This is a genomic window from Pantoea sp. SYBGC1 (assembly GCF_057197005.1).
Genome location: NZ_JBXUNM010000001.1, coordinates 78,749 through 102,785 on the forward strand (window position 1 = coordinate 78,749; position 24,037 = coordinate 102,785).

General features: G+C 57.2%; 20 protein-coding genes. 12 read left to right on the forward strand and 8 right to left on the reverse strand.

The features are described from left to right. Positions 1 to 149: 149 nt before the first annotated feature. A complete protein-coding gene (pncB, locus tag AC2CF9_RS00340) occupies positions 150 to 1,355 on the reverse strand; it encodes a nicotinate phosphoribosyltransferase (protein ID WP_484556001.1) in 1,206 nt (401 codons plus the stop codon). 270 nt (positions 1,356 to 1,625) lie between these two features. On the opposite strand from pncB, the gene pepN reads away from it, so the two are divergent. Together pepN and zinT are read left to right on the forward strand one after the other, a co-directional pair. Beyond that, on the forward strand, positions 1,626 to 4,241 hold the full coding sequence (gene pepN / locus AC2CF9_RS00345; RefSeq protein ID WP_484556002.1) for an aminopeptidase N: 2,616 nt from the start codon (positions 1,626 to 1,628) through the stop codon (positions 4,239 to 4,241). Between the two features lie 180 nt (positions 4,242 to 4,421). Beyond that, positions 4,422 to 5,063 (forward strand): metal-binding protein ZinT, encoded by a 642-nt coding sequence (zinT, locus tag AC2CF9_RS00350; RefSeq protein ID WP_150017262.1) that lies wholly within the window; start codon positions 4,422 to 4,424, stop codon positions 5,061 to 5,063. A gap of 43 nt (positions 5,064 to 5,106) precedes the next feature. Here zinT and ssuB read toward each other — a convergent pair whose 3' ends face one another. From ssuB to ssuE, 5 genes are read right to left on the reverse strand one after another with little or no spacing between them, the layout of a single operon-like run. Beyond that, positions 5,107 to 5,898 carry an aliphatic sulfonates ABC transporter ATP-binding protein gene (gene ssuB / locus AC2CF9_RS00355; RefSeq protein WP_484556003.1) on the reverse strand — a complete coding sequence of 264 codons (792 nt, stop codon included), beginning with the start codon at positions 5,896 to 5,898 and terminating at the stop codon, positions 5,107 to 5,109. Next, positions 5,895 to 6,686, reverse strand: coding sequence for an aliphatic sulfonate ABC transporter permease SsuC (gene ssuC, locus AC2CF9_RS00360; protein ID WP_150017264.1), 792 nt, complete (start codon positions 6,684 to 6,686; stop codon positions 5,895 to 5,897). The genes ssuB and ssuC overlap by 4 nt, the downstream gene beginning before the upstream one ends. A gap of 9 nt (positions 6,687 to 6,695) precedes the next feature. Next, positions 6,696 to 7,841: an FMNH2-dependent alkanesulfonate monooxygenase gene (ssuD, locus tag AC2CF9_RS00365; protein ID WP_071668708.1), complete on the reverse strand. Its 1,146-nt coding sequence runs from the start codon at positions 7,839 to 7,841 to the stop codon at positions 6,696 to 6,698. A 14-nt stretch (positions 7,842 to 7,855) separates the two neighbouring features. Further along, positions 7,856 to 8,806 (reverse strand): aliphatic sulfonate ABC transporter substrate-binding protein, encoded by a 951-nt coding sequence (locus AC2CF9_RS00370; protein ID WP_484556004.1) that lies wholly within the window; start codon positions 8,804 to 8,806, stop codon positions 7,856 to 7,858. 12 nt (positions 8,807 to 8,818) lie between these two features. Beyond that, on the reverse strand, positions 8,819 to 9,370 hold the full coding sequence (gene ssuE, locus AC2CF9_RS00375; protein ID WP_484556005.1) for an NADPH-dependent FMN reductase: 552 nt from the start codon (positions 9,368 to 9,370) through the stop codon (positions 8,819 to 8,821). A 357-nt stretch (positions 9,371 to 9,727) separates the two neighbouring features. Between ssuE and AC2CF9_RS00380 the strand changes: the two genes are divergently transcribed. From AC2CF9_RS00380 to AC2CF9_RS00395, 4 genes are all read left to right on the forward strand, one after another. Then, positions 9,728 to 11,248 (forward strand): lipopolysaccharide biosynthesis protein, encoded by a 1,521-nt coding sequence (locus AC2CF9_RS00380; RefSeq protein ID WP_150017267.1) that lies wholly within the window; start codon positions 9,728 to 9,730, stop codon positions 11,246 to 11,248. 2 nt (positions 11,249 to 11,250) lie between these two features. Then, on the forward strand, positions 11,251 to 12,249 hold the full coding sequence (locus AC2CF9_RS00385) for a glycosyltransferase family 2 protein (protein ID WP_484556006.1): 999 nt from the start codon (positions 11,251 to 11,253) through the stop codon (positions 12,247 to 12,249). A gap of 120 nt (positions 12,250 to 12,369) precedes the next feature. After that, positions 12,370 to 13,380, forward strand: coding sequence for a quinone-dependent dihydroorotate dehydrogenase (pyrD, locus tag AC2CF9_RS00390; RefSeq protein WP_150017269.1), 1,011 nt, complete (start codon positions 12,370 to 12,372; stop codon positions 13,378 to 13,380). Positions 13,381 to 13,531: 151 nt separating this feature from the next. Further along, entirely contained in the window at positions 13,532 to 14,068 is a 537-nt protein-coding gene (locus AC2CF9_RS00395; RefSeq protein WP_039383627.1) for a cell division protein ZapC, read from the forward strand. 176 nt (positions 14,069 to 14,244) lie between these two features. Here the strand turns inward: AC2CF9_RS00395 and AC2CF9_RS00400 are convergent, their stop codons facing one another. Next, positions 14,245 to 15,354 carry a YcbX family protein gene (locus AC2CF9_RS00400; RefSeq protein WP_150017467.1) on the reverse strand — a complete coding sequence of 370 codons (1,110 nt, stop codon included), beginning with the start codon at positions 15,352 to 15,354 and terminating at the stop codon, positions 14,245 to 14,247. Positions 15,355 to 15,450: 96 nt separating this feature from the next. On the opposite strand from AC2CF9_RS00400, the gene rlmKL reads away from it, so the two are divergent. From rlmKL to rmf, 6 genes are all read left to right on the forward strand, one after another. Beyond that, entirely contained in the window at positions 15,451 to 17,568 is a 2,118-nt protein-coding gene (gene rlmKL, locus AC2CF9_RS00405; RefSeq protein WP_150017270.1) for a bifunctional 23S rRNA (guanine(2069)-N(7))-methyltransferase RlmK/23S rRNA (guanine(2445)-N(2))-methyltransferase RlmL, read from the forward strand. 5 nt (positions 17,569 to 17,573) lie between these two features. Beyond that, positions 17,574 to 19,481 carry an ABC transporter ATP-binding protein gene (locus tag AC2CF9_RS00410; protein WP_484556007.1) on the forward strand — a complete coding sequence of 636 codons (1,908 nt, stop codon included), beginning with the start codon at positions 17,574 to 17,576 and terminating at the stop codon, positions 19,479 to 19,481. 16 nt (positions 19,482 to 19,497) lie between these two features. After that, complete coding sequence (pqiA, locus tag AC2CF9_RS00415) at positions 19,498 to 20,784, forward strand: membrane integrity-associated transporter subunit PqiA (protein WP_484556008.1); 1,287 nt, start codon at positions 19,498 to 19,500, stop codon at positions 20,782 to 20,784. Further along, positions 20,756 to 22,399: an intermembrane transport protein PqiB gene (gene pqiB / locus AC2CF9_RS00420; RefSeq protein ID WP_484556009.1), complete on the forward strand. Its 1,644-nt coding sequence runs from the start codon at positions 20,756 to 20,758 to the stop codon at positions 22,397 to 22,399. Before pqiA ends, pqiB begins: the two co-directional genes overlap by 29 nt. After that, positions 22,396 to 22,962, forward strand: coding sequence for a membrane integrity-associated transporter subunit PqiC (gene pqiC, locus AC2CF9_RS00425; RefSeq protein WP_484556010.1), 567 nt, complete (start codon positions 22,396 to 22,398; stop codon positions 22,960 to 22,962). The genes pqiB and pqiC overlap by 4 nt, the downstream gene beginning before the upstream one ends. Before the next feature lie 268 nt (positions 22,963 to 23,230). Beyond that, entirely contained in the window at positions 23,231 to 23,398 is a 168-nt protein-coding gene (rmf, locus tag AC2CF9_RS00430) for a ribosome modulation factor (protein WP_071668711.1), read from the forward strand. A 60-nt stretch (positions 23,399 to 23,458) separates the two neighbouring features. Here rmf and fabA read toward each other — a convergent pair whose 3' ends face one another. Further along, entirely contained in the window at positions 23,459 to 23,977 is a 519-nt protein-coding gene (gene fabA, locus AC2CF9_RS00435; RefSeq protein ID WP_039383641.1) for a bifunctional 3-hydroxydecanoyl-ACP dehydratase/trans-2-decenoyl-ACP isomerase, read from the reverse strand. Between the last annotated feature and the right edge of the window lie 60 nt (positions 23,978 to 24,037).

Below are 24,037 nucleotides of genomic sequence, written 5' to 3' on the forward strand. Positions count from 1 at the left end.
TGACGTATGGTGCTGGCAGAAACAGCCAATTCTCCCACGTTCAGGGGTGTTGCTATGTTACTTGTGAGCCATCAGGAAACAAGCAAAATTGCGGGAAGTGAGTGATTTTAATGGCGACGGGCAGGGGAGTGAACCCTGCCCGGGGCAGGTCAGCTGGCGCGTTTGACCAGCGGCAGGTCAAATGCTTTGCGCAGCGCGCGCACGAAGGCTTTATCCTGACAAATGGTTTTACCCGGGCTGTCAGAGAGTTTAGCGACCGGTTTGCCATTGCAGCTGACCAGTTTGATCACGATGTTAAGCGGCGTTACGCCCGGAATGTCGCAGGTCAGGCGCGTGCCGATACCAAACACCACGTTGGCACGCTGACCAAAGTGACGATAGAGCGCCAGCGCTTTATCCAGGTTGAGATTGTCTGAGAACACCAGCGTTTTGCTGCGCGGATCGATACCGAGCCGCTCATAGTGCGCAACGGCTTTCTCGCCCCACTCAACCGGGTCGCCGGAGTCGTGGCGCAGTCCCTGATAGCGATGGGCAAAGCCGGGACCAAAATCGCGCAAAAAGGCGTCCATGGTGATGCAGTCCGTGAGCGCAATGCCCAGCTGATTATCATACTCATCCAGCCACGACTGCAGCGCCGCACGCTGGCTGTTGGCCAGCACCGGGCTGATCTGCTGATGCGCCTGAAACCACTCATGGGCCTGGGTACCGACCGGCGTCAGCTGCAGACGACGCGCCAGATCGTAATTACTGGTGCCCACCAGCCACGGAAACTCTGCTTTCAGCGTACTGACAATCGCTTCCTGCACCTCCTGTGAGTAGCGGCGGCGCGTGCCGAAATCCATCAGCTGAAAGCGCGACATATCAAGATCGGCAACCTGCGTCTGGAAGGCTGAAAGCTTTTGCTGCAGATGCGCGACCGCCTGCTCTGCGGCGATCTGCGGCGTGCGGTGGCGATGTACCACTTCACTGATCAGCGCCAGCAGCGGTACTTCCCACAGAATGACCTCACGCCACGGGCCGCGGATCTGGATGCGCAGCTGGCCCCGCTCGTCCCGTACCTCAACCTGCGCCGGATTGAAGCGAAAGGCGCGTAGCCAGGTCAGATAGTCGTGCTGGAAAAAAGGCAGGTTACTGAGCCAGGCAAACTCATCATCGCTCAGGGTCAGATTTTGCAGAGTATCAATTTGCGCGCGAATCTCGCTGGCATATCGGCCAAGCTGTTCATCGCTGCGACAGCGAAATTCTGCGGTAACCGGGACATCGTAGTAACGATGATATACGGCCTGCTGCATATGAAGCTTGTACGCATCGGTATCAAGCAGCGTGGTCAAAATCGGGGAAGCGTGTCCAGTCATGGTGCGTTTCAGCATCCTCTTCCGCGGAGCAGAGCCCGGTGTTTAACAAAATCCTAAAGACGCAGGAGTATAAAACAGTAATCTCTGCGATCACACCACATTTGCAGGTGGCGGGTCGAGGGTCAATTGTGCCATTGTTACTGAATTGTAGCCTTTTCTGCGCCCGCGCGCATTGCGCATGGCAACTCGCCGTCAGGCCGCTTAGACTTTGAGATATTTGCGCCACCGCAACAGGATGGCCTCAACATAACAACGATGCGAGAAGGATATATGACGCAACAGCCGCACATTAAATATCGCCACGACTACCGGGCGCCTGATTACACCATTACGGATATCGACCTGACGTTTGATCTGGATGCAACAGAAACACGCGTAACGGCCATCAGCCAGGTGAAACGTCTCGGCGCAGCAGACGCCGATCTGCATCTTGATGGTGAAGCGTTAACGCTGGTTGAGCTGACGGTAGATGGCGCGCCCTGGCCGCACTATCGCGAAGAGGCGGGGGCGCTGATCCTCAGCCAGCTGCCTGACAACTTCACGCTGCGCATTGTAAATCTGATCCATCCGGCTAAAAACAGCGCGCTGGAAGGGCTGTATCAGTCGGGAGAGGCGCTCTGCACCCAGTGTGAGGCGGAGGGTTTCCGGCACATTACCTGGTATCTGGATCGTCCCGACGTTCTGGCGCGCTTTACCACCACGCTCCGGGCCGACCCGGTGCGCTATCCGTATCTGCTCTCCAACGGTAACAAGCTAAAGAGCGGCGAGCTGGATGACGGGCGTCACTGGGTGACGTGGCAGGATCCGTTCCCGAAACCCTGCTATCTGTTTGCGCTGGTGGCGGGTGATTTTGATGTGCTGCACGACAGTTTTACTACCCGTTCAGGACGCGACGTCGCGCTGGAGATCTTTGTTGACCGCGGCAATCTCGATCGTGCCGACTGGGCAATGACCTCGCTGAAAGCCAGTATGAAATGGGATGAAGAGCGTTTTGGTCTCGAATATGACCTCGATATCTTTATGATTGTCGCCGTGGATTTCTTCAATATGGGCGCGATGGAGAACAAAGGCCTTAACGTCTTTAACTCCAAATATGTGCTGGCAAAAGCGGAAACCGCGACGGATAAAGATTATCTCGGCATTGAGGCGGTGATCGGCCATGAGTATTTTCATAACTGGACCGGTAACCGCGTCACCTGTCGCGACTGGTTCCAGCTCAGCCTGAAAGAGGGGCTGACGGTGTTCCGCGATCAGGAGTTCAGCTCCGATCTCGGCTCCCGTGCGGTGAACCGTATTGATAACGTGCGGGTGATGCGCGGTGCGCAGTTTGCCGAAGATGCCAGCCCGATGGCGCACCCGATCCGGCCGGATCAGGTTATAGAGATGAATAACTTCTATACCCTGACGGTGTATGAGAAGGGATCGGAAGTGATCCGCATGATGCACACGCTGCTGGGTGAAGAGAAGTTCCAGCTGGGCATGCAGTGCTACTTCGAACGTCACGACGGCAGTGCGGCAACCTGCGACGATTTTGTCCAGGCGATGGAAGACGCCTCTGGCGTTGATTTAACCCAGTTCCGTCGCTGGTACAGCCAGTCAGGTACGCCGGTCGTGAGCGTGCGCGATGACTACAATCCGGATCTGGAGCAGTATACCCTGCACGTGACTCAGCATACGCCGCCAACCGCAGATGGTCAGGAGAAGCTGCCGCTGCACATTCCGCTGGATATCGAACTCTACGATAACGAAGGCAAAGTGATCCCGCTGCAGCATAACGGCCAGCCGGTACATCACGTGCTGAACGTGACACAGGCGTTCCAGACGTTTGTCTTTGATAACGTCTATTTTCAGCCGGTGCCGTCATTGCTGCGTGAATTCTCTGCACCGGTAAAACTCGATTATAAGTGGAGCGACGCACAGCTCACCTTCCTGATGCGTCACGCGAGCAATGCGTTTTCCCGCTGGGATGCGGCGCAGAGTCTGCTCGCAACCTATATTCGCCTTAACGTCGCGCGCTACCAGCAGGGCCAGCCGCTGTCGCTGCCTCTGCACGTCGCTGACGCTTTCCGGGCGGTGCTGCTGGATGAGCAGGGCGATCCGGCGCTGATGGCGCTGATCCTGACTCTGCCATCAGAAAATGAGATAGCAGAGCTGTTCGACATCATCGATCCACAGGCGATTGCCGCCGTACGCCATGCGCTGATGCGCACGCTGGCAAACGAGCTGAACGACGAGTGCTATGCGCTCTATCTGGCCAGCCAGAGCAGTGAATATCGCGTTGATCATGCGGAAATTGGCCGGCGCGCGCTGAAGAATGTCTGCCTGAGCTATCTGGCTCTGGGGGATACGATGCAGGCCGATCGTCTGGTTCAGGCGCAGTATGCGCACGCCACGAATATGACTGATGCGCTGGCGGCGCTCTCGGCAGCGGTGATGGCGCAGCTGCCGTGCCGCGACGCGCTGCTGGCCGCCTGGGATGAGCGCTGGCATCAGGACGGTCTGGTCATGGATAAATGGTTTATGCTGCAGGCGACCAGCCCGGCGCCAGAAGTGTTACGCAACGTGCGCGCGCTGCTGAACCATCGCTCCTTCACCATGGGTAACCCCAACCGCATCCGGGCGCTGATTGGCGCATTCGCGGCGGGGAACCCGGCGGCGTTTCACGCGCAGGATGGCAGCGGTTATCAGTTCCTGGTTGAGATGCTGACCGATCTCAACACGCGTAACCCGCAGGTGGCCGCGCGCATGATTGAACCCCTGATCCGCCTGAAGCGCTATGATGCAGGACGTCAGGCGTTAATGCGTCAGGCACTGCAGCAGCTAAAGGGGCTGGACAATCTTTCCGGCGATCTCTATGAGAAAATCACCAAAGCGCTGAACGCGTAAACCTCCGCAGCCGCAACCGTCACCGGTTGCGGCTGTTCTTTTACAGCCATGCGGGCACTACAGTATGGCGCGACAAACCTTCTCTTAAATCACCGCTTTGGTCATAATTCAGGAGGGTGCGTCACGCTGATTTATATGTTACGTTATAACATCAATAAAACAAGACGTGAGTATTTCAAGATGAAAGTAGCGTACTGGACACTATTTCTGGGGCTGGCCTGCAGTTCAGCAGCGTTTGCACACGGCGGTCATTCGCACGGTGCTCCACTGAGTGAAAAAGAGGTGCGTGCCGCCAGCGGCATCTTTGCCGATGGCGATGTCAAAGATCGGCCGCTTTCCGACTGGGATGGGGTATGGCAGTCCATTTATCCCTATGCCAAAGATGGCTCACTGGATCCGGTGTTTCACAAAAAAGCGGCAGCGGATAAAACGCGCTCGTTCAGCGACATTAAACAGTACTATCTCACCGGCTATGCCAGTGATATCACTGACATCGGCATTGAAAATGACGTGATGGAATTTACCGAAAAAGGCGCGGTCAGCAGCTGTAAATATGCCTATAAAGGTTACAAGGTGCTCAACTACGTTTCCGGTAAAAGAGGGGTGCGCTATCTGTTTGAATGTACCGATAAAGCCAGTAAAGCGCCGCACTTTGTGCAGTTCAGCGATCACATTATCAGCCCGCGTAAGTCATCCCACTTTCACATTTTTACGGGTAATGTCTCGCAGGCTGCGCTGTTTGATGAACTGGAAAACTGGCCCACGTTCTTTCCTTACCAGCTGAGTAAAGCGCAGGTGGTGGATGACCTGCTGCATCACTGATGCACAGCCCGCTGGCGGACAGACCCGCCAGCGGGCAGGGCAGTTAACGCTGCCGGGCAAAGCGCAGCGGCTGCTCAGCGGCGCTGCGCGTCATCACCCGATCCAGTACGCTCGCTTCCAGCTCTGCCAGTCGCGCCGAGCCTTTGCGGCGCGGACGCGGCAAATCGACCAGCAGATCGAGCCCGATTTTACCCTCTTCAATCAGTAACACCCGATCGGCCAGCGCCACCGCCTCGCTGACATCATGCGTCACCAGCAGCACCGTAAAATTGTGCTGCTGCCAGAGTGATTCAATCAGCCCCTGCATCTCAATGCGGGTTAAGGCATCCAGCGCACCCAGCGGCTCATCCAGCAGCAGTAAGCCAGGACGGTGGATCAGCGCCCGCGCCAGCGCCACGCGCTGCTTCTGTCCACCCGAGAGGGCAGCAGGCCACTCATTTGCGCGATCGGCAAGGCCTACGGCCTCCAGTGCCTCCAGCGCGGCGCTGCGCCATTCGCGGCCGCGTAAGCCGAGTCCGACGTTATCGATCACTTTTTTCCACGGCAGCAGACGCGCATCCTGGAACATCAGTCGCGTATCGTCGCGCGCTGCGGCCAGCGGCGCGTTACCCGCCAGCAGCTCACCCTGGCTGGCGACTTCCAGTCCGGCCAGCAGCCGCAGCAGAGTGCTTTTACCGCAGCCGCTGCGCCCGACCACGGCAACAAACTGCCCGGCCGGAATATGCAGGCTGACCTGGTCAAGAATAGTACGATTGCCATAGTGCTTAGAGAGGTTACTGATGGCGACCGGCGTGCCGCTGATCAGGCGCGCCGGATTTTGTACGGCATTGCTCATGCGTTGCTCTCCTTCAGTTGCCAGGCCGGATGCCAGCGCAGCCAGATACGCTCCAGCAGCTGCGCCGCCACGTCTGCCAGTTTGCCCAGCAGGGCATAAAGAATAATGGCCACCACGACCACGTCAGTTTGCAAAAATTCGCGCGCGTTCATCGCCAGATAGCCGATACCGGAGTTGGCCGAGATGGTTTCAGCCACAATCAGCGTCAGCCACATCAGACCCAGTGCAAAGCGCACCCCGACCATGATGCCGGGCAGGGCGCCAGGCAGGATAACCTGCGCAAACAGCGACCAGCCGGAGAGGCCATAGCTGCGCGCCATCTCTATCAGCCCGCGATCGATATTACGGATCCCGTGATAGGTATTGAGGTAGATCGGAAACAGCGTACCGAGTGCGACCAGGAAAATTTTGGCCGATTCATCAATGCCAAACCAGAGGATCACCAGCGGGATCAGCGCCAGATGCGGCACGTTGCGCAGCATTTGTAGCGAGGTATCCAGCAGACGCTCACCGGTGCGCGATGTACCGGTGATGAGTCCGAGCGCCAGCCCGATCGTGCCGCCGATGGCAAAACCGATTAGCGCGCGCCAGCTGCTGATGGCCAGGTGCTGCCACAGTTCACCGCTGGCGGTCAGCTGCCAGAAGGCGGTCACAATTTTCTCCGGCGCCGGTAAAATACGCGTGGAGAGCCAGCCCTGCGACGAAGAGAGCTGCCATATCGCCACTATTCCCACCGGCAGCAGCCAGGGCAGCAGCGCATTGCGCAGCGTTTTTATCTGCTCAGACATGGTGACTCCTTAGCTTTGCGCAACTTTCTGCGGCGTAAAATCATTGGCCACGGCTTCGCCATGCGCCTGCACGACGCGCGGTTTTGGCACTTCCGGCACGGCCAGGTCAAGATGGGGAAACAGCAGCTCGCCGACGCGGTACGCTTCTTCCAGATGCGGATAGCCAGAAAGGATAAAGGTTTCAATGCCCAGCGCCTGATATTCGCGCATGCGTTCTGCCACAGTTGGCCCATCGCCGACCAGCGCAGTGCCGGCTCCGCCGCGTACCAGGCCAACCCCAGCCCAGAGGTTCGGACTGATCTCCAGCTTATCGCGCTGGCCGCCGTGCAGGGCAGCCATCCGCTGCTGTCCGACCGAATCCGTGCGCGCGAACGCCGCCTGTGCTTTGGCAATCGTGGCGTCATCCAGATGTGAAATAAGCCGATCCGCTGCCTGCCACGCCTCTTCGTTCGTCTCGCGCACAATCACGTGCAGACGAATACCGAAGCGCACCGTGCGCCCCTGCGCTGCGGCTTTGGCGCGCACCTGCTCAATCTTCTCTTTGACCAGTGCGGGCGGCTCTCCCCAGGTGAGATAGACGTCAACCTGTTCAGCAGCCAGATCCTGCGCGGCATCAGAAGAGCCGCCGAACCAGAGTGGCGGACGCGGCTGCTGTACCGAACGGAACATCAGGCGCGCACCGCGCACTTTGACGTGTTTGCCCTCATAGTCCACCGTTTCGCCTTCAGAAACACGTCGCCAGATGCGGGTAAATTCCGCCGACTCTGCATAGCGCTCGCGATGGTCGAGAAAGACGCCATCGCCCGCCAGCTCTTCCGGATCGCCACCGGTCACCAGGTTAAACAGCGCACGACCGTTAGAGAGGCGATCCAGCGTTGCCGCCTGACGCGCTGCCTGGGTCGGCGAGATCACGCCGGGACGCAGTGCCACCAGAAAGCGCAGGCGCTGCGTAACCGGGATCAGCGAGGCAGCGACCAGCCAGGCATCTTCGCAGGAGCGTCCGGTCGGGATCAGCACGCCGCCAAAGCCCAGCCGGTCAGCGGCCTGTGCTATCTGCTGCAGATAACCGTGATCCACCGGACGGGCGCCTTCGGCGGTTCCCAGATAGTGACCATCGCCGTGCGTGGGAAGAAACCAGAAAACAGATATGCTCATTGCGTTATTCCTTATTAATGGGCCGCCCGGGGTTGCCATATGCGGTCAGCGATGGTGAGTTTTACCGGCAACAGATGGCTGGCGTAAAACAGATCGGCAGTGTGCTGCTGCGCGGCGGCGGTGCGTGCACTGACGGGGGTAATCGTGGTGGGCGGACGATGATCGAGATAGCTCGCCAGAACCGGTTTTGGCAGGCCCATCGCCTGCGCCAGCAGGTCGATACTCTGTGCCCGCTGGCTCTGCGTCAGCGCATCCGCCTCACTGAAGGTGGCCAGCACCTGGCTGAGGGTGTCGGGACTGGCTTCAGCAAACTGTCGGGTCGCCAGATAGAAAGAGCCGGTCAGGTTCAGCGTGCTGCCGTCAGTGAGGACGCGCACATTGCCCTGCTGCAGAGCGGCTGAGTAATAAGGATCCCAGATCGCCCAGGCGTCAACGTTACCCTGCTGAAACGCCGCGCGGGCATCGGCTGGCGTCAGATAGACCGGCTGAATATCAGTGAAGCTCAGACCCGCCTGCTGCAGCGCGCGCAGCAGCAGGTTGTGCGAGCTGGAGCCTTTCTGAAAAGCAACTTTACGGCCTTTCAGATCGGCCACGCTGTGGATGGGGCTGTTCTGCGGCACCAGGATCACTTCTGCTTTAGGCTTCGCGGGTTCCGATCCGACATAAAGCAGGTCGGCGCCGGCGGCCTGCGCAAAGAGCGGAGGAATATCTCCGGTGCTGCCTAAATCGATACTGCCGATGTTAAGCGCCTCCAGCATCTGCGGGCCGGCAGGAAACTCAATCCACTTAATTGCCATCGCCGGAAAACGCTGCTCCAGCAGCCGGTGCGATTTTGCCAGCACCATGCTGACCGAGCCTTTCTGATAGCCGATACGGATCTGAGAAGGTGCGTCCGCTGCGCTGGCCGTCAGGGTAAACAGGGCAACCAGCGCCGGAAGCAGCAGAGCTGTTATAAGCCGTTTCACGATAGTCTCTCCTCAGACAGCCCGGGCAAATGGCAGATGACGGCGCTGCAGCGCGAGCCAGAAGTTCTCCAGCGCATCATCAATACGGGAAGTGAGATCGCTGGCAAATTCCGGCTGGCGATCGTAATGCGTAATCTGCAGATCCTGCGCAAATACTCCCTGTAACACCTCCTGCGCTTTCAGCGCGCTCAGTACCGGTTTAAGCCCGTAATCGAGCGCCAGCATATGTGCCACGCTGCCGCCACTTGCCAGCGGCAGTACGACTTTCTCTTCCAGCGCCCGTTCCGGCAGCAGATCCAGGACAGTTTTTAGCGCACCTGCAAACGACGCTTTATAGACAGGAGTAGAAATGATGACGCCGGTTACGCTGGCGATGTCAGCTTTAAACGCATTCAGGGCAGGCGATTCGAAACGGGCATGGATCAAATCTTCCGGTGGAAAATTATGGATATTCCACGCAATAACCTCGGCGCCCCGGGCTTCCAGCTGGCGCTGGCAGAGCGTCAGCAGCGCCGTCGAACGTGAAGGAAAACGGGGACTGCCCGCCAGCGTTAGGATCCGCATACCTGCTCCTTATAACAAAAAGTTATCGATAGTGTTTAATTGAGAACTGATTGTCTTAATCCTGCCAGAGCGCCCGAAAAGGGGTAAATGATTTATCCGGCAATCAAAAGCTTTAAAACGGCAAACGGATCCCGCTGTTGATCTGTTGCCTGCGAAACGCTACTGCCTGCGCTGCCAGTCGGGCTCAAAGAGCGGCAGCGGATAAAATGGCCCGATAGCTGTTTTTTATTGATGAAATTAAGAAAAAGCTGCGGCGTGAATGCCAGGTGGTTTTTAAGAATTACTCCTGTGGGCGCTGTCACATTTTTGTGTCACGCTTGAAGACATTGAGAAAAATACCCAGACCCCCTTACTTTTATGTCTATCAAACGTAATGCGATTGCCAACTATGTCGGGCAGATCTACCTGACGCTGTCAGGTATTTTAGTGGTGCCGCTCTATATTCAGAATCTGGGGATGGAGGCGTATGGCCTGGTTGGCTTCTTTTCTATATTACTGACCTGGCTGCAGCTGCTGGATGCGGGCGTCTCCACCACGCTGATGCGTGAAGCGGCGCGCTATCGCGCTAATCAGGCGGAATTTGTCTGGTTTCCGGCGCTGTTTACCACCCTGACGCGCTTTTTCCTGTTTTCAACGCTGGTGCTGGTGGTGCTGGGCTGGCTGGCAACGCCCTGGATAGCGACACACTGGCTGGATGCGCGTCATCTGCCGGCCGGCGATGTGGTTATCGCCGTGGCAATTATGGTGATCACCGCGGCCATTCGCTGGCGTACCAGTCCCTATCGCAGCGTGATTATCGGCTTTGAACATCAGGTCTGGCTGAATGGCGTTAACCTGACTATTACCACGCTGCGCACCTTTGGTGCGGTACTGGTGATCCAGCTCTTCGCCAACGCCGTGCTGACATTCTTTATCTGGCAGCTGCTGGTCTCCATCGCTGAGGCGGGCTGCTGCATCTGGAAGGCGTATCAGCTTATCCCGCGCGCCGCGCGCAAAGAGAAGCGCAGCGACCTGAAAGAGGTGCTGAGGCCTTTTATTCGCTTTGCGCTGAGCGCCGCGTTCTCCAGCGCAATCTGGACGTTTATCTCGCAGATTGACCGTCTGGTGCTGTCTAAAACTCTGCCGCTGAGCGAGTACGGATCCTTTACCGTCGTGGCAACGGCGGCGACCGGTATCCTGCTGCTTAGCAGCCCGATTATGCAGGCGATTGTGCCACGCATGACCGGTATGAAAACCCGGCAACAGGGCGATGCGGAATCTCTGCGTCTCTACCGTTACACCACGCAGGCGGTCGCCATTTTTATGGCACCGCTCAGTATCACCATCGCCTGCTATTCGGGTCCGCTGCTCTGGGCATGGACGCAAAAAACGCAGATCGTCGATGAGATGGCTTTTGTCCTGACGCTTTACGCCTTAGGCAGCGGAATTCAGGCGATCTGTGGCTTGCTCTATCACCTGCAGTACGTGAATGGCAACCTTAAACTCCATATGCAGGGCTTTACCCTGTTTGCCATTCTGCTGGTGCCGCTTAACATCTGGTGTGCGATTCACTACGGCGCGCTGGGAACCGGCTGGCTGTGGCTGGCGCAGAACATTTTCTATCTGGTTGGCTGGGCATGGCTTGTACACCGTCGTTTTGCGCCGGGTATTCACTTCAGCTGGCTGACGCGCGACGTGGCGCTAATCTGGGCAGTATCGGGCCTGATTGCCGGCCTGAGCACGCTGCTGCCTATTGAATGGAATCAGAATCGCTGGATTAATCTGCTCTGGCTGGCATTGATTGGTGCCGTAAATCTCGGTGTCTGCTGTCTGCTGCATAGCCTGGTGCTGAAGCGCCTGCGCCGTACCCCCGTTGTTAATGCTGAAGAAAGAGGATAAGTATGACGTCGCGCCCCGTCCCGACTATCTCGGTCATTATTCCGAACTGGAACTGCGCCCCGTGGCTGCCGGAGACGATGCAGTCGCTGCTGCAGCAGACGTCGCCGGCAGATGAGATCATTATTATTGACGACGGCTCAACGGATGAGAGCGTAAGCTGGCTTACGGCGTTCGCTGCGGCGCATCCGCAGGTCACTTTGCTGAGCGGCAACCGCGGCGGCGTCAGCGCAGCGCGGATGAAAGGGCTGGCGGTCGCCACCGGCGATTTCCTCTATTTTATGGATGCCGATGACTTTATCTCCGCCACTCTCTTTGCCGATTTCCGGCGCGCGCAGGCGCAGCATACCGGACTTGAGCTGTTCTGCTTCGGCGCAAAAATGTTTTTCGACGTCCCGGAACCGCAGCGCCACTATCAGACGATTCATCAGCGTCACGTCAGCGGCCTTTTCTCCGGCGGCAGCGACAGCCTGCGCACGCTGATCCAGCATCAGTCGGCGCACCGGGTGATCTGGAGCAGCATCATTTCCCGGCAGCTGATTGAGCGGCTGGGGCTGAGTTTCCTGCCGATTCAGAATCATGAAGATGCGCCTTTTATGTTCGCACTCTATATGCAGGCGCACAGCTTCTACTGCACCGGCGAGAGCTACTACTACAAGCGCTTTATGCAGAGTTCGCTGTCGCAAAGCACCCGCGACTTCTCCTGGATAAAAAATTACTTTATCGCCCGCGACAGCAGCGAAGCGTTTTTGCGAGAGCAGCAGCTGCCGCAGGATGAGGCATTACTGGACGACTACTATCAGACCATTATGCATGGCTGCCTGGCACAGATCCGTAAACACCGCATTAAAGTACCTGCCGAGTGGCAGCCGCGGGTAAACACTCTGGTGCGGCGCGTATTACGGCATAATACCCGGCTGAAACTGCTCTGGTATTGCCCGCCGCTCTATCACGGTCTGCAGGCGTGCCGTAATCGCCTGAGTCGTTATTCATCCCGCCGTTGATCGCGATTCTGTTCTGAGGTTCGTCACTAATTTACTTTTGCGCCAGAGCACCTTACCATTCTGGCGCACGTTTTCCCGTGCACCCGCTGTTTCTTCCTTTACTGCCATTCAGGAGAGTGCATGTTATATCCCATCGTCCGGCCCGCCCTGTTTAAACTCGATCCCGAGCGCGCGCATGAACTCACTTTCCAGCAGCTGCGTTTTATCAGCGGTACGCCGCTGGAGGGGCTGATTCGGCAGTCGCTGCCGGCGCGTCCGGTAAGCTGTATGGGCCTGACATTTCCCAACGCGCTGGGTCTGGCGGCCGGGCTGGATAAAAACGCGGAGTGCATTGATGCGTTTGGCGCGATGGGGTTTGGTTTTATTGAAGTCGGGACGGTAACGCCGCGCGCGCAGCCGGGAAATGATAAACCGCGTATGTTCCGTCTGGTTGAGGCGGGCGGCATCATTAACCGCATGGGATTTAATAACCACGGAGTTGATCATCTGGTAGAGAACGTCAAAAAAGCGCGATTTAAAGGCGTGCTGGGGATCAATATTGGTAAGAATAAAGATACCCCGGTTGAGCAGGGGAAAGAGGATTACCTGATCTGCATGGAGAAGGTCTACGCCCATGCGGGTTATATTGCGATAAATATCTCTTCACCTAACACGCCTGGCCTGCGTACGCTGCAATATGGCGATGCGCTGGACGATTTGCTGGCGGCGATTAAATTAAAACAGCAGGAACTACAGCAGCGACACCTTAAATATGTCCCGGTGGCCGTAAAGATTGCGCCGGATCTGTCTGAGGAGGAATTAATCCAGGTCGCTGACAGCCTGGTGCGCCACCAGATTGATGGTGTGATTGCAACCAATACCACGCTGGATCGTACGCTGGTTAGCGGACTTAAATATGCAGATGAAGCGGGCGGCCTGAGCGGACGCCCGGTTCAGGCGCGCAGCACAGAGGTGATCCGCCGGCTGGCGCAGGAGCTGCAGGGGCGCTTACCTGTTATTGGCGCTGGTGGAATAGATTCCCTCATCGCCGCACGGGAAAAAATTGCCGCGGGCGCCACGCTGGTGCAGATATACTCCGGATTTATTTATCAGGGACCAGCTTTAATTAAAGATATCGTGACCCACCTCTAAGACATATCTCACTTTCCCCGGCCAGGGGGTTTATTTCTCCCTCTGGCTCGTTTATATTTTCCCCTGTTGTTCTATTTTTCAGCTTTTTGCTTAAAGCGATATTTTATTTTTTAGGCGCCATTTAGCGCAGCAGAATCCCACAAGGCACATCATGAAAATCAAACCCGATGACAACTGGCGCTGGTATTATGACGCCGAGCATGACCGTATGATGCTTGATTTGGCTGATGGCACACTCTTCCGCTCCCGCTTCTCCCGCAAAATGCTGACGCCCGACGCTTTTAACAGCAGCGGATTTTGCGTCGATGACGCCGCACTCTATTTTAGTTTCGACGACCGCTGTCGTGAGAGTGAATTATCCGCTCATCAGCGTGCCGAGCTGATCCTGAATGCGCTGGTGGCAAGCCGCTTCCTCAAGCCGCTGATGCCAAAAAGCTGGCACTTCATCAGCCATAAACATAGCTGGCAGCCGGTCGCAGGCGATATGGTCACGGCTACGCTGGCTGAGAGCGGTGAGCAGGCACAGCTGCTGGTGGTAGAAAGCAGTGAAAACGCGGCGCTCTGTCTGGTGGCGCAGCCGGCGCTGAGCATGGCGGGAAAAAGCATGCAGCTTGGCGACGCGATCAAAATCATGAACGATCGCCTGCAGCCGCTGCAGCTGGCGACCTGGTACGCGCGCGCGGTTTAGCATTATGCTCCGTAAACCCCCGCCCAATCGGGCGGGGATATAAGCGCGGTAACATATAAAAGCGGCCGGGCTGACCGCGTTAGCCCACGGAGCGACTGTAAACCCTAAAGCCGCGTAATGCGGCTTAGGTAGGTTGCGTTGAAGTGGGAATCCTCGCCCTTTAGGGCGGGGAGCAGTCAACCCAGCTCAATGTCACTGGCCGGAATACAGCTGCAGCTCAGAATAGTGCCGTCAGCGCGTACGGCGCTCTGCTTTAACGGCCTGACGGTGCCGCCAACCAGCGTAACTTTACAGCTGCCGCACAGCCCGGCCCGGCAGGAGTAGGGAATACGAAACCCGGCCATCTCCAGCTGCTCCAGTAATACCTGCTGATTATCTCCCTCAAAACGCCGGCCCTGACAGGTAATGGTGACGCTGGCAGGCGCGCCTGTCTCTGCTGTCAGTGGAGTTTCAGTCTTGCCGGCACCATAGACGCGTGGGGTATGGCGTTCCAGAATCGTCACGCTGTCGCCGCTGCGGATCAGCCCGCTGTTCAGGGCTATCAGATTGAGGCCAAAATCGATATCACCGCTGCCATCCTGCGCGTTGCGAAAGCCCTGCAACGTAGTCAGCGGCTCCCCCGCCGGATGTTTCTCTCCGTTTTCCGTTCCGATAGTGGTAAATATGCAGCGGCTGCACGGTTTCGGCACGACAAACTCAACGTCACCGATTTGCAGCCGCTTCCAGCTATCTTCATCCCAGGCGGGGGCACCGCTGACCACCAGGTTAGGGCGAAACTGCTCCACGCGTACGCCAGCCGGGCAGCGCTGCTGCAGATCCTGCATTGACGCCATATTGATCAGCAGAAACGGATAGCCGTCGGCAAAGCCGAGCGGTACGGCGTCAAAACGCTTTACGCGTCGCGTCGGCGTCTCACCTGTCCAGCGCAGCTGTACCGGGCGCGGAAAATAGTCGCTCAGCCAGCGGTTAATCGCTTCCGGCGCGATGCGGGCAGTAAAGGTGTTGCCCCAGACAACGGTTTCGCTCTCTTCTGCCGCAAAGTCGGCGTAGCGGATCAGCGCCTGCTGACCGTCCGGCGCGTTAATCAGCAGGCCATCCGGCAGCACAACCGGCGTAAAACGCACCAGCTGCGGAAACTGCCGGGCGGTGATGAATGTCCCGTCTGGCTCGGTGATCATAAAGATGCGATCAAACGCCAGACCGCTCTGCAGTACCTGTGCATGCGACTGCTGCAGGCCGCGCATCGATTTGACCGGGTGAATATAAAGACGGGATAAGGTAATCATCATCGCTCCTTGCAGACAAAAAGAAGCTAACTTTATGACATAGGACGCTGATTCGCTATAATGCGCAGCAATTTTAGCAAGAGTATAAGTGACGATATGAATTCTCTGTTTGCCAGTACGGCGCGTGGGCTCGAAGAGCTGTTGAAAACTGAGCTGGACGCGCTGGGCGCGCAGGATTTGCAGGTGGTGCAGGGCGGCGTCCACTTCCGTGCCGACGATCGCGTAATGTACCAAAGCCTGCTGTGGAGCCGTCTGGCTTCACGTATTTTGCTGCCGCTGGGAGAATTCGGTGTCTGGAGTGACCTCGATCTCTATGTCGGCGCGCAGAGTATCCCCTGGGCTGAGCTGTTTGACAGCGAAACCACCTTTGCCATCCATTTCAGCGGCACCAACGACGTCATCCGCAACAGCCAGTTTGGCGCGCTGCGTATCAAAGATGCGATCGTTGACTGCTTTACGCGTCAGGATCTGCCGCGCCCCAGCGTGGATCGCGAGCAGCCTGGTATTCGCATTAACGCCTGGCTGAATAAAGATCGCGTCAGCATCGCACTGGATCTCAGCGGCACCGCGCTGCATCAGCGCGGCTATCGTCAGCAGACCGGTCAGGCGCCGCTGAAAGAGAATCTGGCGGCTGCCATTGTTATGCGTTCTGGCTGGCAGCCGGAAACGCCGCTGCTGGATCCGATGTGCGGTTCCGGTACGCTGCTGATTGAGGCGGCCTTAATTGCCTGCGATCGCGCGCCGGGTCTGCTGCGCAGCCACTGGGGCTTTAGCCGCTGGAAGCAGCATAACGCAGCGCTGTGGCAGGAGCTGCGCAGCGAAGCGCTGCAGCGCGCGCGCGCCGGCACCGCGGCCACCCAGGCACGCTTCTTTGGTTATGATAATGATGGCCGCGTGCTGGAGTGGGCGCGCGCTAACGCGCGTCGCGCCGGCGTTTTCGAGCTCTTCACCTTCGCGCAGCAGGATGTGCTGAAGCTGAGCAATCCGCTTGACGATAAAAGCGTGACCGGAACGGTGCTGAGCAACCCGCCTTATGGTGAGCGCCTGGAGAGCGAGCCGGCGCTGATTGCGCTGCACAGCCAGCTGGGCCGCATTATGAAGCAGCAGTTTGGCGGCTGGAATCTGTCGCTGTTCAGCGCCTCACCCGATCTGCTGAGCTGCCTGCAGCTGCGCGCGGAGCGCCAGTTTAAAGCGAAAAATGGCCCGCTGGAGTGCGTGCAGAAAAATTATCAGCTGGCGGCGTCCGGTGCGGCTGGCAGCGCGCAGATTGCAGAAGATTTTGCAAACCGCCTGCGCAAGAATTTGAAGAAACTAGAAAAGTGGGCGCGTCAGTCGGGCATTGAGTGCTATCGCCTCTATGATGCCGATCTGCCGGAGTATAATGTCGCCGTGGATCGCTACGCCGACTGGGTGGTGGTGCAGGAGTACGCGCCACCCAAAACCATCGACGCGGCCAAAGCGCGCCAGCGGCTGTTTGATGTCATCAGCGCCACGCTCAGCGTGCTGGAGATCCCGGCTAACAGGCTGGTGCTGAAAACCCGCGAGCGGCAAAAGGGCAAAAATCAGTATCAAAAACTGGGAGAAAAGGGCGAATTCTTTGAAGTACAGGAGTTCAACGCCCGGCTGCTGGTTAATCTTACTGACTACCTTGATACCGGCCTGTTCCTCGATCACCGTATCGCGCGGCAGATGCTCGGCCAGATGAGTAAAGGTAAAGACTTCCTGAACCTGTTCTCTTACACCGGCAGCGCCAGCGTGCACGCCGGGCTAGGCGGGGCAAAATCCACCACTACTGTTGATATGTCGCGCACCTACCTTGAGTGGGCGGAGCGCAACCTGCGCATTAATGGTCTGACCGGCCGTCAGCATCGCCTGCTGCACGCCGACTGCCTGAGCTGGCTGCGTGAAAGCGACGAGCAGTTTGACCTGATTTTTATCGATCCGCCGACCTTCTCCAACTCTAAACGTATGGAGGCGGATTTTGATGTGCAGCGCGATCATCTGATGCTGCTGCAAAACCTGAAGCGCATGCTGCGTCGCGGCGGCACCATTATGTTCTCCAACAACAAGCGCGGCTTCAAAATGGATCTGGAGGGCCTGCAACGGCTCGGCCTGCAGGCGCAGGAGATCACGCAAAAAACCCTGTCACAGGACTTTGCCCGTAATCGTCAAATTCACAACTGCTGGCTGGTCAGCCACGCCGGTAAGGAATAATTTATATGTCGTTGATCAGTATCCATGGTGCCTACCTCTCATTCAGCGACGCACCGCTGCTGGATAATACCGAACTGCACATCGAAGAGGGCGAACGCGTCTGTCTGGTGGGCCGTAACGGTGCCGGTAAATCCACATTAATGAAAATCATCAACGGTGAACAGCCGCTGGATGATGGGCGTATCATCTATGAGCAGGACCTGATCGTTTCGCGTCTGCAGCAGGATCCGCCGCGTAACATTACCGGTTCGGTGTATGACTTTGTCGCTGAGGGCGTGGCGGAACAGGCGGAGCATCTTAAAGCCTATCACGCCATTTCGCACAAAGTGATGGAGGATCCGAGCGAGAAAAACCTCAATGAAATGGGGCGGCTGCAGACGATTCTCGATCACCAGAATCTCTGGCAGCTCGACAGCCGTATCAACGATGTTCTGCAGCAGATTGGCCTGCAGGCTGATACAGAACTCTCTTCGCTCTCCGGCGGCTGGCTGCGTAAAGCGGCCCTGGGCCGGGCGCTGGTCAGTAACCCACGCGTGCTGATGCTGGATGAGCCTACTAACCACCTCGATATTGAAACCATCGACTGGCTGGAAACGTTCCTGAAAACCTTTACCGGCAGCATCGTGTTTATTTCGCATGACCGCTCGTTTATCCGCAATATGGCAACGCGCATTGTCGATCTCGATCGCGGCAAGCTGGTCTCCTGGCCGGGAGATTACGATCAGTTCCTGGTGGGTAAAGAGGAGGCGCTGCGGGTTGAAGAGATGCAGAATGCTGAATTTGACCGCAAGCTGGCGCAGGAAGAGGTGTGGATCCGTCAGGGGATCAAGGCGCGTCGTACCCGCAATGAAGGCCGCGTGCGGGCACTGAAAGCGCTGCGTCGCGAACGTTCCGAGCGTCGTGACGTAATGGGCAAAGCCAACATGCAGGTCGGCGAAGCGGCCCGCTCCGGAAAAATTGTCTTTGAGCTGGAGCACGTAAACTACGGCGTGGAAAGCAAAACGCTGGTTAAAGACTTTTCAGCCCAGGTCCAGCGCGGCGATAAAATTGCGCTGATTGGTCCTAACGGCTGCGGAAAAACCACGCTGCTGCGCCTGATGCTGGGGCAGCTGAAAGCGGACAGCGGACGGGTGCACTGCGGCACTAAGCTTGAAATTGCCTATTTCGATCAGCATCGCGCTGAACTCGATCCGGATCGGACCGTAATGGATAACCTCGCAGAAGGCAAACAGGAGGTGATGGTCAACGGTAAACCCCGTCACGTACTGGGTTATCTGCAGGACTTTCTGTTCCATCCGAAACGCGCCATGACGCCGGTACGCGCGCTGTCGGGCGGAGAGCGCAATCGCCTGCTGCTGGCGCGGCTGTTCCTGAAGCCGAGCAACCTGCTGATCCTCGATGAACCGACCAACGATCTGGACGTTGAAACGCTGGAGCTGCTGGAAGAGCTGGTCGACGGATATCAGGGCACCGTACTGCTGGTCAGCCACGATCGTCAGTTTGTGGATAACACCGTTACCGAATGCTGGATTTTTGAAGGCAACGGCGAAGTGGGTGCATTTGTGGGTGGCTATCATGATGCGCAGCAGCAGCGCGCGGCGTACAAACAGACACGCGTTGCCCCGCCGGTTTCCGCACCGGTGAAAACGGCTGAAAAAAATGAAACCGTCAAACGCAGCGCAGGCAAGCTAAGCTATAACCTGACGCGTGAACTGGAACAGCTGCCGCAAAAGCTGGAGCAGCTGGAAGCGCGGATTGGTGAGCTGCAGGCGCAGATGAGCCATCCCGATTTCTTCAGTCAGCCGCATGAAAAAACGCAGCCGGTGCTGGATACGCTGGCGCAGACGGAGCAGGAGCTGGAAACCGCCTTTGCCCGCTGGGAAGAGCTGGAAGCGCTGAAAAACGGCGCATAACACAGAGGAAAAGGGCATGTGCGCAACGTCGCCACAGGCGCAGCAGTGGATGCTCTGTCCACAGTGTGATTTAACCGTCAGGCTGCCCGCTGTGCCGGCGGGCAGCCGTGCCCGCTGCCCGCGCTGCCACACGCAGCTGCTGGCGAACTGGCATGAACCGCGCAGACGTCCTACCGGCTATGCGCTGGCGGCGCTGTTTATGCTGGTGCTGGCCAACCTGTTTCCGTTTATCGATATGCACGTTGCCGGCCTCTCCAGCCGCATTACGCTGCCGGAGATCCCGCGCGTCATGGTGCGGGAGGATTACCGCAGCCTGGCTTCCCTGTTTCTGCTATTTGTGCAGGGTATCCCGGCTTTCTGCATGGTGACGATTTTGCTGCTGGTAAACCAGATTGCTCTGCCGCACCCGCTGCGGCGGGGACTGGCGCGTATTCTTTTTCAGCTGCGCAGCTGGGGCATGGCAGAGATCTTTATGGCCGGCGTGCTGGTGAGCTTCGTCAAGCTGATGGCGTATGGCGAGATCGGTTTAGGCAGCAGCTTCTGGCCCTGGTGCCTGTTCTGCCTGCTGCAGCTGCGCGCGTTCCAGTGTGTGGATCGGCGCTGGGTCTGGCAACAAATCGACGCGCTGCCCGCGCTGCCGTTTACGCCGCAGGCGGGAAAAAGTGGTCTGCAGCAGGGACTGCGCAGCTGCCCCTGCTGTACGGCTATTCTGCCGGCGACGCAGCCGCGCTGCGATCGCTGCGGGGTAGCCGCAGCACCGCGCCGCAGGCATAGCCTGCAGTGGACGCTGGCGCTGCTGCTGACCTCCGTTATGCTCTATATCCCGTCCAATATTATGCCGATCATGGTCACTGAGACGCTGGGTTCACAGTATCCCTCAACGATCATGGGCGGCGTTATCCTGCTGATGAGCGATGGTTCCTGGCCCGTTGCACTGGTGATTTTTATCGCCAGTATTATGGTGCCTTCGCTGAAAATGGTCGCTATTGGCTGGCTCTGCTGGCACGCCAGCGGGCGCGGTCAGCGGGATGGCGAAAAAATGCATCTGGTCTACGAAGTAGTGGAGTTTGTTGGCCGCTGGTCGATGATCGATGTGTTTGTTATTGCCGTGCTCTCTGCGCTGGTGCGTATGGGACAGCTGATGAACGTTTATCCCGCACCGGGAGCGCTGCTCTTTGCCCTGGTAGTGATATTAACCATGTTTGCCGCTATTACATTCGATCCGCGTCTGATTTGGGATCGCCAACAGGAAACTGAACGTAAGGAGTCGCGTCTTGACGGACAACAATCACGGGACTGCTAAGGTCGATCAGATCAAACGCTGGTCGCCAGTCTGGATCGTACCCATCGTTACGCTATTAATCGGCGGGTGGATCCTTTTTTATCACTTCAGCCATCAGGGGCCGCTGGTGACGCTGATCACCGAAAACGCCGAAGGCATCGTGGCGGGTAAAACCACCATCAAAAGCCGCAGCGTGGACGTGGGCACCGTAGAGAGTGCGGTGCTGACCGACGATTTGCATCATGTCGAGATCACAGCCCGTCTGAACGCCGGCATGGAGAAGCTGCTTTATAAAGACAGCGTGTTCTGGGTGGTTAAACCGCAGGTCGGACGCGAAGGGATCACCGGTCTTGGCACACTGCTTTCAGGCGCCTATATCGAGCTGCAGCCCGGTGCGAAAGGCGAACAGCCGGAACATTATCAGCTGCTCGACTCACCGCCGCTGGCACCACCGGATGCGAAAGGGATCCGCATAGTGCTCGACAGTAACAAAGCGGGTCAGCTCAATCCGGGCGATCCGGTGCTGTTCCGCGGTTACCGCGTCGGCACGGTGGAAACCAGCACCTTTGATACTGACAAACGTATGATGACCTACCAGCTGTTTATCACTGCGCCTTATGACCGGCTGGTGACCACGAATGTGCGTTTCTGGAAAGACAGCGGCATTGCCGTTGATATGTCTGCTTCGGGGATGCGCGTGGAGATGGGCTCTCTGACTACGCTGTTTAGCGGCGGTGTCAGTTTTGACGTACCGGATGGCTGGGATCTGGGTGAGGTCGCACAGAACAAAGCGGATTATCATCTTTATGACGATCAGCGCAGCATTCAGGATTCACTCTATACCCGACACACTGATTTCCTGATGTTCTTCAGTGATTCGATTCGCGGCCTGCAGGTGGGTGCACCGGTTGAGTTCCGCGGTATTCGCCTTGGAACCGTCGCCCAGGTGCCTTATATGATCCCGGGTATGGACCAGGCGCTGAACACAGATTATCGCGTGCCGGTGCTGATCCGCATCGAACCCGATCGCTTTACCGCACGACTGGGCAGTGATTTTAATCTGGAGCAGCATCTGCAGGATGGGAAGAAACGTGGCCTGCGCGGCACGCTGAAAACCGGTAACCTGCTCTCCGGCGCGCTGTTTGTCGATCTCGATTTCTACGATAAAGCGCCGGCCTATAAAGGACCGAACAGCGTGGCAGGCCTGGAGGTGATCCCGACCGTCAGCGGTGGTCTCAGCCAGATCCAGCAGAAGCTGATGTCGGCGCTGGATAAGATTAACGCGTTGCCGCTTAATCCGATGATTAATGAAGCGACCGGCACGCTAAAAGAGAGTCAGCGCACGCTGCGTCAGCTGCAGAGTACGCTGAACAATCTCAACCAGCTCACCGGCAGTCCGGCAATGAAAACATTGCCTGCTGATATGCAGCAGACACTGCGCGAACTCAACCGCAGCATGAAAGGGCTGCAGCCGGGATCGCCAGCGTACAACAAACTGGTGGGAGATATGCAGCGGCTTGATCAGGTGTTGCGTGAGCTGCAGCCGGTGCTGAAAACGCTGAACGCGAAAAGCAATGCCCTGGTATTTGAAGCGAAGCCAGGCCAGGATCCGCAGCCAAAGAGGGCGAAACAGTGAAAAAAGCCATCATCGCAGGAGCTATGTTGCTGCTGGCAGGGTGCAGCACAACCATCGACACCACCTACTATCAGCTGCCGGCAGGCAGCAGTACGGTACGCGTCGCCAGCAGCGCGGGCAGCAGCCAGCCGATGCTGTGGGTAGAACATGTGAACGTGCCTGACTATCTGGCAGGCAACGGACTGGTTTATCAGACCAGCGATGTCAAATATGTTATTGCCACCAATAATCTCTGGGCCAGCCCGCTCGATCAGCAGCTGCAGCAGACGCTGATTGCTAATCTGAGTCAGGCGCTGCCGGACCGCGTGGTCGCCGCGTCACCGCATGGAGAGGGCTACGATACGCTTAACGTCAGCGTAAGTGGTTTTCAGGGACGTTACGACGGTCGGGTTGTGGTGAGCGGCGAATGGCTGCTGCAGCATCAGGATCGGTTAATCAAGCGCAGCTTTAGTCTGACGTTGCCGCAAAATGAGGATGGTTATGATGCGCTGGTCCGCACCCTGGCCGCAGGCTGGCAGCAGACCGCACAGCAGATCGCGAACAGTGTGGTTTCGCTAAATTAGGAATTGGTTTAGATCATTGCTAAGTCCCTGATTCTTCGTAGCAACACTGCGCCGGAGATCGGGGGCTTTTTTTTTGCCTAATCAGAAACATAGACACTGCTTTGACATTTCTTTATGTCATTTTAACGGCACAACCGTGACGCTGGCGTGAATTTTGCGCATTGCTTTTTCTGCGCATTGGGGTTAGAACTTTACTGTGGCTGAACATTAATTCGCCACTCTTTCTTTCCACCAGATTCCACCAGACCTGAAATGAGGGAAACGCGGTATGAAGAGACAGAAGAGAGACCGTTTAGAACGTGCACATTCACGCGGTTATCAGGCCGGCATTACTGGCCGCTCTAAGGAGCTGTGCCCCTATCAACTGATCGATGCGCGGTCTCACTGGCTGGGAGGCTGGCGTCAGGCCATGGAGGACAGGTCGGCGGTGGCGTAGCCCTGCCGGATGTCAGCAAAGGGAAAACCTCCGCCGCGGCGGAGGTTTTGTTAAGCAGGATCAGAATGCAGAGGTATCTTTAAACAGACCGACTTTCAGATCGGTAGCGGTGTAGATCAGATTACCGTCAACAAAGACTTCACCATCTGCAACACCCATCACCAGCTTGCGGTTGATTACGCGCTTGAAGTGAATTTTATAGGTCACTTTTTTCGCTGTTGGCAGCACCTGACCGGTAAACTTCACTTCGCCCACGCCCAGCGCACGGCCTTTGCCTTCCGCGCCTAACCAGCCGAGATAGAAACCAACCAGCTGCCACATGGCATCCAGGCCCAGACAGCCAGGCATAACCGGATCGCCTTTGAAATGGCAATCGAAGAACCAGAGATCGGGACGAATATCCAGTTCAGCTTCAACAAAACCTTTGTCGAAGTTACCGCCATCTTCGGTCATTTTGACCACACGGTCCATCATCAACATGTTGTCAGAGGGCAGCGGTGGCCCATTTTCGCCGAACAGTTCGCCGCGACCTGAGGCAACCAGGTCTTCTTTGCTATAGGATTCGCGTTTATCTACCATGTTCTCAATATGCCTTCTTTTAGTGAAGCCCGAATATTAGCGAACAGTTGTACGCCGGGC